The organism is Oceanobacillus senegalensis (assembly GCF_900176885.1).
Taxonomy (GTDB): Bacteria; Bacillota; Bacilli; order Bacillales; family Amphibacillaceae; genus Oceanobacillus; species Oceanobacillus senegalensis.
Genome location: NZ_LT839648.1, coordinates 3,596,937 through 3,610,850 on the forward strand (window position 1 = coordinate 3,596,937; position 13,914 = coordinate 3,610,850).

Here is a 13,914-nt window from a genome sequence, read left to right on the forward strand (position 1 = left end):
GTGATTGGATTTCTTGCTTTTAATAAGCGGGTGTTCAACAATTTTCTGAAAAAATTTATAAGATAGGGATGGGACAAATGAGCAACAAACAGACTAAAACAGAAGTTATCTTAATCGGTGCCGGTATCATGAGTGCAACATTAGGAGCACTTTTAAAAGAATTGGTACCGGAATGGGAAATTACAGTGTTTGAGAAGCTCGAAAGCGCAGGGGAAGAAAGTTCCAATGAGTGGAATAATGCTGGAACGGGGCATTCAGCGCTATGCGAACTTAATTATACCAAAGAAAAGCCAGACGGCACTATAGATACGAAGAAAGCAATAAAAATTAATGAACAGTTTCAAGTATCAAAGCAATTTTGGTCTTATCTAGTAAATAGTAATCTCATAAATAATCCTCAGGACTTTATCATGCCATTACCTCATATGAGTATGGTTCAAGGGGAAGATAATGTCTCTTTTTTAAAGAAACGTTTTGAAGCGCTATCAAAAAATCCATTATTTGAAGGAATGGATTTTTCTGACGACCCAGAAAAATTAAAGGAATGGATACCACTAATCATGGAAGGCCGTACGTCAGATGAACCGATAGCAGCAACAAAAATAGACTCTGGAACAGATGTTAATTTTGGCGCTTTAACGCGTAGATTATTTGAACATTTACAGAGTCGAGATGTTGCGGTTAACTATAAGCACAGTGTGGAGAATATTCAACGTATGCGTGATGGTTCATGGGAAGTTAAAGTACACGACATGGATGGCGATAAGTTGGAATACCATACTGCTGATTTTGTTTTTATTGGTGCTGGTGGGGGAAGTCTACCTCTATTACAGAAAACTGGTATTCCTGAATCAAAACATATTGGTGGATTCCCAGTTAGTGGGCTATTTTTAGTATGTAACAATCCAGAGGTGGTTGAGAAGCATCATGCAAAAGTATACGGTAAGGCTAAGGTCGGTGCGCCACCAATGTCTGTACCACATTTGGATACTAGATTTATAGACGGCAAAAAGTCCTTGCTATTTGGTCCATTTGCCGGCTTCTCACCAAAATTCCTAAAAACAGGTTCAAATTTAGATTTAATAGAGTCTGTTAAACCGAATAATGTCTTCACCATGCTGTCAGCTGGTGCAAAAGAAATGAAACTTACAAAGTATCTCATTCAGCAAGTTATGTTATCCAATGATAAGCGGATAGAAGAATTACGTGAGTTCATTCCGGATGCTAACAAAGAGGATTGGGAAGTTGTTGTGGCCGGTCAGCGTGTGCAGGTAATTAAGGATACAGAAAATGGAGGGAAAGGAACCCTACAATTTGGTACAGAAGTAGTAAGTTCAGATGATGGGTCTGTAGCTGCACTACTTGGAGCTTCTCCAGGTGCTTCTACATCTGTTACCGTTATGCTGGATGTCTTGAAGCGATGTTTCCCAGAATATATGAAGGAATGGGAGCAAAAATTAAAAGAAATGATTCCTTCTTATGGAAAATTACTGAGTGAAAATCCAAGACTTTTCCGTGAAATTCATGCTTCAACATCTAAAACACTTGGCTTAGATAAACAATACGGTGAAAAAAGCCGTATATTACAACAAGTATAAATGAAAGAGCCTCCTCAGAATACTGAGGGGGCTCTTTTTGGATGGTTCATCTTTGTATAAGCTGCTATTAGACAATTTAATACATTTTTATTAATTATTTCGTATAGTTATCAAAATAACCTTGTATATAGATAATGGGTGTACCCTTATCTCCACTTCCTGAAGTTAAATCAGACAGAGATCCAATTAGGTCCGTAAGTTTTCTAGGTGTCGTTCCTTGTGCTTCCATCGAACCTACAAGGTCTTCCTCTTTATTATTGATATATTGAGAAATAGCTTCTTGTAGCTCTTCTCCTTTTAAATCAGCAAAGTTATTATCAGCTAGATATTTTAATTTTACTTCATTCGGTGTACCATCTAGGCCTGAGGTGTATGCTGGGGATACAACTGGATCGGCAAGTTCCCAAATCTTCCCTACAGGATCTTTGAATGCTCCATCTCCATAAACCATGGCCTCTACATTTTTCCCAGTTTTTTCCTTCAGCTTTTGTTGAATGTTATTAACAATAGGCTGACAGTTACGAGGGAAAAGTTTCACACTATCCTCTGTTGCTTTATTGGAACCTAATAGACCATATTCCTCATTATATCCACTACCATCGATGGATTCTGACAAAATGTTATCAAGGCTGTAGATTATTTCTCCACCATTTTCTTTTATTATTCTTTTCGTTCTTTGTCTTGAATGGATATCACAAGCTAGTACATTTTTTGTGTATTCTAAAATGGACTTTGGATTATTGGAGAAAATGATTTCACATTCAACACCATTCTCTTCCACAACGGATTTATAGTATTCAATATAATCCACACCAGTAAAGGTATGTTTATGATGACCAAAATATTCACGGAATTGTTTCTCTGTTAAAACATCTGTCCAGGGATTCACACCCTTTTCATCAAGTTGATCAAGACTGACCAAGTGATTCCCAACCTCGTCAGCTGGATAGCTAAGCATTAAGACGATTTTTTTTGCTCCTTTTGCAATCCCACGAAGAACGGTAGCAAAACGGTTTCGGCTTAAGATAGGGAATATAACACCGATTGTTTCTTCACCAAACTTTGAACGGACATCTTGAGCGATATGATCCACTGTCGCATAATTTCCTTGTGCACGAGCTACAACGGATTCTGTTACTGTTACGATATCTTTATCACGAATAGCAAACCCTTCTACTTCAGCGGCTTTTAATACACTATCTACTACAATTTCCTCTATTTGGTCCCCTTGATTGATGATAGGGCAACGTAATCCTCTGGCAACTGTTCCAACTACTCTTTCCACAACACTCGCTCCTTAAAATGGTGTAAATTATTTTCTACAATTACTATACAATTATATTTTATATAAGTAAAATTAATATATGTAATAATGAATATAAGGAGGGTTTATATGATAGGCAAGTTAGATTTATATAGAATTTTTTGGACGGTTGGAAAAAATCAAAGCTTCTCTAAGGCAGCAAAGAGTTTATACATGACACAGCCGGCTATCAGCCAAGCAATAAGGCAATTAGAGAGAGAGTTAGGGACACGCTTATTTCATAGAACACCTAAAGGGGTATCACTAACAAACGAGGGAAGCCTCCTATTTGAGTATGTCCATTCTTCCCTTAATTTAATTGATGCTGGGGAAGAAAAAATACTGGAATTTAAAAATTTAACAGCTGGCGAATTAAAAATTGGTGTAGGTGACACGATATCTAGACATTTCCTCCTACCATATTTAGAGGATTTTCATAACAAATATCCCAAGATTAAATTTAAAATTGTGAATGGGACGACATTAGAGATTGTTACTCATTTAAAATCAGGAGAAGTGGATATAGCAGTTTGTAATTTTCCAATCAATGACCCATCACTAGAATTAATACCATGTATCGAAGTACAGGATACTTTTGTTTGTGGGGAAAAGTATAAAACACTCTCATCTAAGCCACTAGAACTGGAAGAATTAACTAAACTGCCATTAATTTTCCTTGAACCTAATTCAAATTCTAGAAAATATGTGGAGGAATATCTATTTGCGAAGGGAATTTTTATTTCCCCAGAATTTGAGTTAGGCTCCCATGATTTACTACTAGACTTTGCGAAAATTAACCTAGGTATTGCATGTGTAACAAGGGAATTCTCTATAGACTACTTGAATAGGGGATTTGTATATGAAGTACAACTTGAAGATGAGATACCTAAGAGAAACATTGGTATAGGCTATTTAAAAAGTGTTCCATTATCACCAGCATCAACAAGATTTGTAGAAATTATAGAAAAGGGACAGTCACGATTTAAATTTAATTAAAAAAGTTGTGATGGTGTTTTTTAATAATCATGTATATCACAGGTTAAGGGGCAGTAATACCCCACTGATGGAAGATTTAATTTATGATGAGATTGCTTAACTTTGTTGTGACAAGAGGTATGAATAGGTCGTAGGGGGAGATGCATAGGTGGGTGGATGAAAAAATAGTCCAACCTACCTGCTAAGGTAATTTACACAGGATAAAAAATTTTAAAATAAAAAGAAGGATTATGGAGATCCTTGTCGAATTCTTAATGTTAAGCAAACTAAAAAGAAATAGACAAGGAAAGGTTTGTTGTTATGAAAGGATGGAAAACAAATGAATAAAAAGTTGCTAGAATTTACGCAGTCAGAAACAAAAGCAAAGCAATTCAGGCATGATTATCCTATTTCAGAAGAGTCAAGAGAGAAGTTGCTACAAAAGGTTTATCCGGATTTTGCTAAGTATATATTCCATCGCCGTTACTCCACAAATTTCCCACTACTTGAAGAATTCATGAATGAACACCACATAAGAGAAGAAAAAAAAGAGACACTAGAACATAATATGTTTTGGTGGCAGGTCCTATATGAAGCCAGAAAAAACCCAGAAAACAATGCTATAGAAGACTATATTGAGAAAGACCCATTGAAAGAAAACTTAATGACATCTTGGTTAAGAGAGTGGAAAAAGGCTGTTCCTAAATTTTATTATGTGGGTTATAAGTATAATGATCGAATCCTTGTTATGGTTGATATTCTGACACAGGAGACATTAGATGTCATTGTATATGATCCAACTGCTATTCCATCTGAAAAAGGTGAAATCGTTATGGGAACCTTAATTCCAATAGGAGATGCATTATATTTTCCTATTATTGATTTTTACCATTTTGATTTTGCCGCCAGAGAAGACTTAGCAGGAAATCTAACCCACTTTTATAATAAATATTTAGAAACATCTACATTACATGAGGCATTTATTCATGTCCTTTCTGCTGCATTGCAAATAGAAAGAATTAACTTCTTGGAAAACCAAAATACATCGTATAAAAACTAAGATTTTCTATAAAACCTAGTTTTAAGTACGATAATCTAAATTCCCCCCATTTACTCCTTTTTAAAAAAGTACCCATTTTTAATTTATAGCTGCTCAGCTCATTAGTAGAGTGACAAATGGTTATTCTAGTAGGAGGAGCGTGATAATATTGAATTCATTTTGTCCAGAGGCCTGGCCGGAGGATATGACTCCAGAGGCACAGAAGGATTGCAAGAAGTGTGGTTTGTATCAACAAGGATCGCGGATGATTTGGGGGGAGGGAAATCCCAAGGCACCTATTATGCTTATTTTGGATAATCCAGGTGCCCGTGAGGATCGTGAAGGAAACCCGATGGTCTGTGGAACAAGGCAGACATTGCAAAAAGCTACTTTAGAAGCAGGGCTAGATAAAGATCAGATATATGTTACTTATATTTTAAAAAGACGACCAGTACGGGCGTATGATAAGGAAAAAACACGGAATATATGTATACAGCATTTGCAGGAACAATTGGAACATCAAAAACCAGATATAATTGTTTGCCTTGGGAATGTTGCAGTACAGTCCTTTTTTCAGGACTTGGAGGTAGATGTTAAGGGGTTAAGAGGGTCATGGCATCAAATAAACGGCTATCAAACGACCGTAGCATACCACCCACTTGCAGCAAGGCGACGTCCTAATTTATATCCTCTTTTATTAGAAGACATGCAGCTTGTTGCTGAAAGAATGGAGAAAATGTAATTAAATAGAGGCTGGCACAAGTTAAACACTTTAGTTATGTGCCAGCCTCTTACATATTCCTCTTATTGTGAGATGATTCGAACGCTAACCATCCCTGCAATTTGATTGATTTGTTTTTCTAATTCAGGTAACGTTTCTGTAGTCGTTTCATTATCAACATCAATCATGGTATACGCATATTCCCCGCGGCTCCGATTGATCATATCAGCAATGTTCAGGTTGTTTTCAGAAATGGCTGATGTAATTTGTCCCACCATGTTTGGAATATTATGGTGAAATGCTGTGACCCGTGTTTTTCCAGTGTAAGGGAGTGATGCATTAGGGAAGTTAACAGAGTTTTTAATGTTCCCTGTTTCCAAAAATTCCCTCACTTGACGAGTAGCCATTACTGCACAGTTTTCTTCTGATTCCTTTGTAGATGCCCCAAGATGTGGAATTGGTACTGCATTTTTCATCTTTAACACATTTTCATTAGGAAAGTCTGTAATATATTTACCTACTTTGCCACCCTCTAGAGCTTCTGCCATATCCTTATCATTCACTAACTCACCCCTAGAGAAATTGAAAATATGAGCACCTGGTTTCATTAGTTTAAATGTCTTCTCATTAAATAGTCCACGGGTATCATCAGTTAGAGGAACATGTACAGTAATATAATCTGATTTTGTTATAAGCTCTTCCAATGTCATGGCGCGCTGCACATTACGAGATAGATTCCAAGCAGTGTTGACAGAAATAAAAGGGTCAAAACCGATAACATTCATATCCAAATGAAGTGCATCGTTAGCTACAAGAGCTCCAACATTACCTAAACCTATAACGCCGAGGGTTTTACCTTTGATTTCTTTCCCTAAAAACTGTTTTTTACCAGCTTCAACAAGACTTGGTATCTCTTCTCCTTTGTCTTCAAGTGATTTGATCCACTCTACACCATCAAATAGATTACGAGAAGAAGCCATAAGTGCAGTTAATACGATTTCTTTTACTGCATTTGCGTTTGCACCAGGTGTATTAAAAACGGTAATTCCTAATTCTGTACATTTTTCAATAGGAATGTTATTGACACCAGCACCCGCACGTGCAATAGCTTTTAAGTTACTATTAAACTCATAATCATGCATTTTATAGCTTCGTAATACGATAGCATCAGGGTTATTACTATCATTATCAATCGTATAATTATCTTCGTTCAATACTTCTAGTCCACGGCTTGCAATATTATTCAGTGTCTTAATAGTTTTTGTTTTATTAATCGTTACTGTGCTCAATTTGCTTCCTTCTTTCTAGTTATGGTTTTTTTCAAATTCCTTCATAAATGTAACTAATGATTGAACACCTTCTAAGGGCATTGCATTATAAATACTTGCACGCATACCACCTACAGAACGATGGCCTTTCAATGTCTCAAGTCCTGCCTCTTGTGCTTCTTTAATAAATGCAGCATCTAGTTCCGGTGAGGAAGAGACAAATGGAATGTTCATAATGGATCTACTATCTTTTTGAACAGGAGATGAAAACATAGTTGACGCTTCAATAGCATCATAGATTAATTGAGATTTCTCCAGATTTCTTTTTTCCATTTCCTTCAGTCCTCCAAGGTCCTTTAGCCATTCAAAAACTAGCTTAGCCATATAGATACTATAGGTTGGAGGTGTATTATATAATGATTCCTTATCACTATGGGTCTTATAATTTAACATGGTTGGGCAGCTTTCTGGTGCATTCCCAATTAAGTCTTCACGAATAATTACAACCGTTAATCCGGCTGGACCAATATTTTTTTGTGCTCCAGCATAAATAATACCGAATTTAGAAACGTCTATTTCCTCTGATAGTATATTAGAAGACATATCAGCAACAAGTGGCACATCACCTGTGTCTGGAATGTTTGTAAATGCAGTACCTTCGATTGTATTATTAGTCGTGATGTGTACATAGTCTGCTTCCGGGTCAATCAAATGTTGATCAACGTTTGGAATATAGGTGAAGCCTTCATTCTCTGATGAGGCAATCACGCGAACGTCACCAAATCTTTTGGCCTCTTTAATCGCCTTTTGGGACCAAGAGCCTGTATGAACATAATCTGCTTTTCCATTAGTCAATAGATTCATAGGTACCATCGCAAATTGTTGCGATGCTCCCCCTTGAACAAACAGAACCTTATATTCCTCAGGGATATTCATTAATTCTCTTAAGAGTTGTTCCGCCTCTTTAATTATTTCACTAAATAACCCGGAGCGGTGACTTAATTCCATAACAGACATGCCGGAGTCCTTATAATTAACCAATTCTTTTTGTGCTTTCTCTAATACTGGTAAGGGAAGCATAGAAGGACCAGCAGAGAAATTATACACCCTATTCATTTCTTACACCCTCATTCTTTTGTAGTCTATATATTTAATGGTTTCTGACGATAACACAAAGAGGTAAGGAAAATTTTCCTTACCTCTGCCCAGGCGAACGGCATAATTCTATCCATGTGCTCCCTCGCGGTTATCCGCGTCTCGCCAGTTACACATAGCACTTAAATTTTATTTAACCGTAACAAATTTTCTAATTATTTTCAACCTCTAATTAGAAATTAATTTAAACTTATTAATACGAAAGTACTTTTTAGACTTTAATTATATAGTTGATAGAATTGCTTAATAATTAAAATAGTGGCAAATGGTTTATTACTTTATTATAGTGAAGGTAAATATGAAAATAAATGAGGTACTGTAAATGAAAATGATAGCTTCCGATATGGATGGCACACTTCTTAATGAAAAAGGTAAAATTAGTAAGGAAAATGAGCTAGCAATTAAGAAGGCAATGGAGAAAGGGATAACCTTTGTAGCAGCAACTGGTAGGGGGTTCGAATCAGCAAATAAACCACTACAGGCAAAAGGAATAACTAGTCCAATTATTTCACTAAACGGGGCAAAAACTTACGATCAAAACCATCAATTAATTCATGAAGTATCTATGGACTTTTCTATAAGTAAAAAGATTTTATCGGTTTGTCAACAAAAAGAGATGTACATTGAATTATTTACAAATCATGGGATCTACTCACTTGCTCAAGGTGATTATATGGATATTATTATAACCATCATGAAAATGGTACGAAAGGATGCTCATGAAGATGAAATCCGCCATATGATGGAGCAACGCTTTAAATTAGAGAAGGTTCATTTTATTCGACATTATGAGGAATTAGCTTCCATTAGCGACTTAAAAGTTTATAAAATTCTATGTTTTTCAGATAATGACGAAGTATTAAATCAAGCCTTTAATACGCTAGAAAATGCACCGGGGATGGTTATAACCTCGTCAGGAACCTGGAACCTTGAATTTAATCATCCAGATGCTCAGAAAGATATAGCTTTAAAGTTCTTAGCTAATCGTATGGGGATTCGTATGGAGGATATCATGACAATAGGCGATAATCTAAATGATAAAAGTATGCTAAGTAAGGCTGGACGAGGTGTTGCAATGGGAAATGCATTAGATGAGATTAAAGAAATATGTAAGTACACAACCAAAACAAATAATGAAAATGGTGTTGCTTTCGCTATTGAAGAAATGCTGGAGGATTATAATTTGTAATGGTTATCCCTAGTTCATTAACTTCATGCGAAATGGGGCGTAATCACTGTTATGAGAATACACTACGCTTTCCATGGGAGGCTTGTAATAAATATTTTTTAAGGAGGAGACTTTTCACTATGAGTCAATGGATACCAGAAGTGACCTTAAATGATGGATTAACCTTGCCAGCAGTTGGATTAGGTACATATAAATTGAATGGAAATGAGGGGGCCAATGCCATAAGAAATGCCGTTCGTTTGGGTTACAGGCTAATTGATTCTGCGTATAACTACGAAAATGAAGGAACAGTTGGGGAAGCGATTAGACGTAGTTCTGTTCCTAGACAGGATTTGATAGTTACTTCGAAGTTACCTGGTCGTTATCAAAGTTATGATAAGGCTGTTTCAACAATCCAAGAATCTCTCTATCGTGCCAATTTGGATTATTACGACTTATATCTTATTCATTGGCCGAATCCGAAGCAGGATACCTATGTGGAGGCATGGGAAGCATTAATTGATGCAAAGAAATGGGGACTTATTCGTTCTATCGGTGTTTGCAATTTTCTACCTGAGCACCTCAAACGATTAGAAAAGGAAACTGGGGTCAAGCCAAGTATCAACCAAATTGAATTACATCCATTTTTTAATCAAGAGAACCAACGAAAATGGCATGAAGAAAATAATATTATAACGGAATCATGGAGTCCATTAGGTAGAGCCAATGCCGTTTTACATAACGAAGCGATTCAAAAAATTGCCGAACATCATCAAAAAAACGTTGCACAGGTTATTTTACGTTGGCATTATCAACTTGGAGCCATTACCATTCCTAAATCTGCGTCACCTAAGCGTCAATTAGAGAATATATCTATCTTTGATTTCTCATTAGATGAAACGGAGATGGGTATGATTTCAGAGTTAACCCGTCCTGATGGTAGACTAAAGAACCAAGATCCCGCTACCTATGAGGAGTTTTAAATTCAATACCTCTTTTATTAACCTAAAACACAAAAAACTACTTATTCCTATTTTGTCTTGGAATAAGTAGTTTTTAAATGATTTGCTCTTAATTTTATTCGATCTATCGTGTATCCAATTACAGCTCCAATAAATGCCGGTAATACCCATCCCAATCCATTCTCGAAAAATGGCATGACCCCAATCCACTTTTCAAGTATTATTGGGTCAAATCCTATGCTTACTAGAACATCATATAAAGCATAAAATGATGTTAGCAGGATGGAAAACTGGTACATTTTTTTACTGTATCCAATGAATGGCTGGAATAAAGAAAGGATAATTAACACGATAGCAAAAGGATAAACTAGAATTAATAAAGGCGTAGCGATAGCTATTACTAATTCTAAACCTAGATTGGAAACCAGCAATCCGATCAAAACAAAAATTCCTACATACGTTTTATAACTAATCCTCGGGTAAATCTCATTAAAAAATCTAGAGCATGCATTTGTCAGTCCGATGGTTGTAGTTAAACAAGCCAATATAACAATCGCACCGAATAATAGACTACCTCCATTACCAAACAATGTGTTTGAGGCTACGACCAATATTTCCGCTCCAGATGTTAGTGGCATTTCTTTTGGTATGACAACACCCATCCAGCCCAGCGATACATAGACAATGGCTAATCCCGTACAAGCAAGTATTCCTGCTCCCAGTGTTCCTTTTACGATGGATTGTTTACTTTTGGCTCCTTTATCCTTTAACCCATTAATAATAACAATTCCAAAGGCTAAGGCTGCGATGGCATCCATTGTAAAATAGCCTTCTAAAAATCCATTAATAAATGGAGAGGTTGCATACTTTTCAACGGGTGACGTCGCTGGGCTATGGAATTGAAGAAATGCTTGGATAAAGAGAATGGATAAAACCACCAATAAGACCGGAGTTAGAATTTGCCCAACACGGTCTATCATTTTCTTTGGATTTAAGCTTATTAGATAGGTAGCAGCAAAAAACACAAAAGAAAAAAAGAATAAGGAAAAACGGTTATCTAATGGAATAATCTGAATAAAGCCTAGTTCATATGCGACATTAGATGCTCGTGGAATTCCATAAAGTGCCCCAATTGACATATAAATGAGTATTGCGAAAATTAATCCAAAAATACGGTGTACTCGATTACCGATGGAAATTAACCCACTTTCTGAAAGAGAGACAGAAATAATTGCCATGAATGGGAGTAATACACCGGTAATGAGAAAACCTGTTATAGCAGGGCCGAAGCTACTTCCAGATTCCAGACCTAAAAAAGGTGGGAAAATAAGATTGCCTGCTCCGAAAAACAAAGAAAATAGCATAAGGCCAGAAAGTAGAATATATTTCTTGTTCATTGGTTAAATAGTCCCCCTAATTTTTAGCGAATTCGCCATCAACTTCGATGGTTTCGAATATATTAATAAATGCCTTTTCATCATGTTTCCGGACGATTTCTTTCACTTTGATTGTTTCATAACGAGTAAGTACCATCATAAGTATTTGCTTATTCTCCATGGTATATCCTCCGTAGCCATCTGTAATCGTTATTCCACGATAGATGGAGTCTAACAGTTCTTTGCGAATGACCTCTCCTTTTGTCGTAATAATCTGCATGGTTAATTTAATATGATTCGTATGAATCGTGTCAATTAATTTACCTGTTATAAAAATAGATAGGAGCGTATAAAGTGCAAGATTCCAGCCAAATATAGCACCGGAGAAAAGCACGATAATACCGTTCATTGCCGTTAGCAGTAAACCAACGCTTATATTACTGGAACGAGAGATAATGATCGCGATAATATCCAGACCACCAGAGGTTCCAGAAAATTTTAAAATAATGCCGATCCCAATCCCACTGATAACCCCACCAAAAATAGAAGAAAGCAGGGTGTTATCTGATACTTGGACAATGGGAAGAACATATAAAAATACCGATAATGATAGTACGGAAATAAGCGTATTAAAGGTAATTTCCTTTCCTAGCTTATAATATCCGAATAATAAAATTGGTAAGTTTAATACAAAGTTCAATACCCCAGTATCAAAGGGAGTGAGTATACCGAGTAAAATAGCAATCCCACTGATTCCACTACTTAGAATTTCATAAGGAACCAGGAAGAAATTAAAGGCAAACGCAATGATTAATGAACCGAAAATGACAATGAGATTTTTCATTTCAATATCTCCTCTATTCGTTGCACGAAAAAAACTCGTTCCCTGTTCTAGGGACGAGTTTGCGTCCGTATCTGCCACGATATGAAACCATTCAAAAATTAATCTATCAGAGCGGGAAAACAGAGTCAATACATTTCACGAATTAAACATATTTTTCTTTTGTAAGATTATTATTTCCAAGGATTGTAATCTTAAACAAAAAAATAAGCTGCTATTGAATTTTTAATAGCCAGATAAAATGGAGTGTCCAATAGAAAGTTTGTACGGTTCCATGAAGTAATAAATGACTGTACAAGGTGGGCATAATGAAAGTACTTTGATAGCACTAAAAAAACCCCCTAATCCATAAATTTAGAGGGAATTCCTTTATTGCTCCTTTATCGCAGGTTAAGGGGCAGTTTATTCCCCATCTTAAAAAATGGAGGAAAAAATGAACCCTTTTAGGTTGGGATGAAAGAATCCCTACTGATTGAAGATTCACTGTATAGATTTTAGTGTAGATACTACTTTTGATATAATGATTTCACTATCTATAATAGGGGATTCGGAAGCGTTCTTGTTTTCTGATCCCTGATGTGCTCGCTTGAATATATCACTATCTCGCCATGCTTGGAAATCCTCGTGGCTTTCCCAATACATACTTACATTTAGTATGTCACATTCTTGCTTTTCCGTTACGGTAACTTCAACCTTATGAAAACCCTGCATTTCTTGAAGTGGTCCAGCCTTTGTGAATCGATCGGCCATTTTTTCCGCATACCCTTTTATGGTCTTCATTTTATTCGTCACGATAATCATATAGAATCCTCCTATTATTTAAACATTTCTATTAAAATAATTGTAACATGTTATCTTTAAATCATAAAAACTCCTTGTCACCAAATGATGAAATCGATTTTAAATACCAAAAAATACGGAAGTTATTGCTGGATATCCATATGATGGAATCCAGATTTGAATTGACCAAATACATAATAATTGGTATCCTATATTTGTTCTTTTTTAAAAAAATAATAATATTAATAGCTATGAATCTTGTGGGTAAAACTACAAAAGGAGCAGCTTCTGGAGAGACCGAATGATTTCGGCGCCGAAGGATTCACAATCTCAGGCAAAAGGACAGAAGAGTATACATTTAAATACTCTTGTTCTATTTGAGATTGGTAGCTAAGACCAATCTCTTTTATTTTCTAATATTTGAAGAGGTGACAAACGTGAAGAATAAACGTGCAGTAGTAAGTGTTATAGGAAAAGACCAGGTAGGTATCATTGCAAATGTAACGAATGTATTATCCAGTAATGAAGTAAACATTTTAGATATAAGTCAGACCATCATGCAAGACTTTTTTACGATGACGATGATAGTTGACGTCACTGAAATACAAGATTTAGGTCATTTACAGCAGCAATTTGATGAGGTAAGTGAGGAAATAGGATTGGAAATAAACATTCAGTTAGAAGAAATCTTTCAAGCCATGCATCGAGTATAGAGCTATTTTAGATAA

Annotated in this window: 13 protein-coding genes and 2 riboswitches; of the genes, 7 read left to right on the forward strand and 6 right to left on the reverse strand. The window is 36.0% G+C overall.

The window, feature by feature from the left end; all coding sequences use genetic code 11:
- Positions 1–77: 77 nt before the first annotated feature.
- On the forward strand, positions 78–1,598 hold the full coding sequence (locus CAO17_RS17435; protein ID WP_085993842.1) for a malate:quinone oxidoreductase: 1,521 nt from the start codon (positions 78–80) through the stop codon (positions 1,596–1,598).
- A gap of 94 nt (positions 1,599–1,692) precedes the next feature.
- On the opposite strand, the gene CAO17_RS17440 is transcribed toward CAO17_RS17435, so the two are convergent.
- A complete protein-coding gene (locus CAO17_RS17440; RefSeq protein WP_085993843.1) occupies positions 1,693–2,883 on the reverse strand; it encodes a coenzyme F420-0:L-glutamate ligase in 1,191 nt (396 codons plus the stop codon).
- 108 nt (positions 2,884–2,991) lie between these two features.
- Between CAO17_RS17440 and CAO17_RS17445 the strand changes: the two genes are divergently transcribed.
- The 3 genes from CAO17_RS17445 to CAO17_RS17455 all read left to right on the forward strand — a co-directional run bounded on the left by CAO17_RS17445 (position 2,992) and on the right by CAO17_RS17455 (position 5,657).
- Positions 2,992–3,897: a LysR family transcriptional regulator gene (locus CAO17_RS17445; protein ID WP_085993844.1), complete on the forward strand. Its 906-nt coding sequence runs from the start codon at positions 2,992–2,994 to the stop codon at positions 3,895–3,897.
- Positions 3,898–4,216: 319 nt separating this feature from the next.
- Positions 4,217–4,936, forward strand: a complete 720-nt coding sequence (locus CAO17_RS17450) for a hypothetical protein (RefSeq protein ID WP_085993845.1) — start codon at positions 4,217–4,219, stop codon at positions 4,934–4,936.
- A gap of 148 nt (positions 4,937–5,084) precedes the next feature.
- The gene (locus CAO17_RS17455; protein WP_085993846.1) at positions 5,085–5,657 is read left to right on the forward strand and encodes a uracil-DNA glycosylase; all 573 of its coding nucleotides are present in this window, start codon (positions 5,085–5,087) and stop codon (positions 5,655–5,657) included.
- Between the two features lie 62 nt (positions 5,658–5,719).
- Here the strand turns inward: CAO17_RS17455 and CAO17_RS17460 are convergent, their stop codons facing one another.
- Both CAO17_RS17460 and serC read right to left on the reverse strand, forming a co-directional pair.
- Entirely contained in the window at positions 5,720–6,925 is a 1,206-nt protein-coding gene (locus tag CAO17_RS17460; RefSeq protein WP_085993847.1) for a phosphoglycerate dehydrogenase, read from the reverse strand.
- Positions 6,926–6,940: 15 nt separating this feature from the next.
- Positions 6,941–8,020: a 3-phosphoserine/phosphohydroxythreonine transaminase gene (serC, locus tag CAO17_RS17465; RefSeq protein ID WP_085993848.1), complete on the reverse strand. Its 1,080-nt coding sequence runs from the start codon at positions 8,018–8,020 to the stop codon at positions 6,941–6,943.
- 80 nt (positions 8,021–8,100) lie between these two features.
- Positions 8,101–8,182, reverse strand: a riboswitch (ZMP/ZTP riboswitch).
- Positions 8,183–8,381: 199 nt separating this feature from the next.
- Here serC and CAO17_RS17470 point away from each other — a divergent pair.
- Both CAO17_RS17470 and CAO17_RS17475 read left to right on the forward strand, forming a co-directional pair.
- Positions 8,382–9,248: a Cof-type HAD-IIB family hydrolase gene (locus CAO17_RS17470; RefSeq protein ID WP_085993849.1), complete on the forward strand. Its 867-nt coding sequence runs from the start codon at positions 8,382–8,384 to the stop codon at positions 9,246–9,248.
- 119 nt (positions 9,249–9,367) lie between these two features.
- On the forward strand, positions 9,368–10,210 hold the full coding sequence (locus CAO17_RS17475) for an aldo/keto reductase (protein ID WP_085993850.1): 843 nt from the start codon (positions 9,368–9,370) through the stop codon (positions 10,208–10,210).
- Positions 10,211–10,257: 47 nt separating this feature from the next.
- On the opposite strand, the gene brnQ is transcribed toward CAO17_RS17475, so the two are convergent.
- The 3 genes from brnQ to CAO17_RS17490 all read right to left on the reverse strand — a co-directional run bounded on the left by brnQ (position 10,258) and on the right by CAO17_RS17490 (position 13,207).
- Positions 10,258–11,586, reverse strand: coding sequence for a branched-chain amino acid transport system II carrier protein (gene brnQ / locus CAO17_RS17480; RefSeq protein ID WP_085993851.1), 1,329 nt, complete (start codon positions 11,584–11,586; stop codon positions 10,258–10,260).
- Between the two features lie 16 nt (positions 11,587–11,602).
- Complete coding sequence (locus CAO17_RS17485; RefSeq protein WP_085993852.1) at positions 11,603–12,409, reverse strand: YitT family protein; 807 nt, start codon at positions 12,407–12,409, stop codon at positions 11,603–11,605.
- Positions 12,410–12,886: 477 nt separating this feature from the next.
- Positions 12,887–13,207 (reverse strand): heme oxygenase, encoded by a 321-nt coding sequence (locus CAO17_RS17490; RefSeq protein ID WP_085993853.1) that lies wholly within the window; start codon positions 13,205–13,207, stop codon positions 12,887–12,889.
- A 257-nt stretch (positions 13,208–13,464) separates the two neighbouring features.
- A riboswitch (glycine riboswitch) is annotated at positions 13,465–13,542 on the forward strand.
- An 81-nt stretch (positions 13,543–13,623) separates the two neighbouring features.
- Here CAO17_RS17490 and CAO17_RS17495 point away from each other — a divergent pair.
- Entirely contained in the window at positions 13,624–13,899 is a 276-nt protein-coding gene (locus CAO17_RS17495; RefSeq protein WP_085993854.1) for an ACT domain-containing protein, read from the forward strand.
- Positions 13,900–13,914: the final 15 nt, after the last annotated feature.

Excerpts from the sequence above, each read along its gene's own strand:
- CAO17_RS17470 (WP_085993849.1), top strand. The coding sequence starts at position 8,382 with ATGAAAATGATAGCTTCCGATATGGATGGCACACTTCTTAATGAAAAA.
- serC (WP_085993848.1), bottom strand. The coding sequence starts at position 8,020 with ATGAATAGGGTGTATAATTTCTCTGCTGGTCCTTCTATGCTTCCCTTA.
- CAO17_RS17490 (WP_085993853.1), bottom strand. The coding sequence starts at position 13,207 with ATGATTATCGTGACGAATAAAATGAAGACCATAAAAGGGTATGCGGAA.
- CAO17_RS17450 (WP_085993845.1), top strand. The coding sequence starts at position 4,217 with ATGAATAAAAAGTTGCTAGAATTTACGCAGTCAGAAACAAAAGCAAAG.
- CAO17_RS17475 (WP_085993850.1), top strand. The coding sequence starts at position 9,368 with ATGAGTCAATGGATACCAGAAGTGACCTTAAATGATGGATTAACCTTG.
- CAO17_RS17485 (WP_085993852.1), bottom strand. The coding sequence starts at position 12,409 with ATGAAAAATCTCATTGTCATTTTCGGTTCATTAATCATTGCGTTTGCC.
- brnQ (WP_085993851.1), bottom strand. The coding sequence starts at position 11,586 with ATGAACAAGAAATATATTCTACTTTCTGGCCTTATGCTATTTTCTTTG.
- CAO17_RS17445 (WP_085993844.1), top strand. The coding sequence starts at position 2,992 with ATGATAGGCAAGTTAGATTTATATAGAATTTTTTGGACGGTTGGAAAA.
- CAO17_RS17435 (WP_085993842.1), top strand. The coding sequence starts at position 78 with ATGAGCAACAAACAGACTAAAACAGAAGTTATCTTAATCGGTGCCGGT.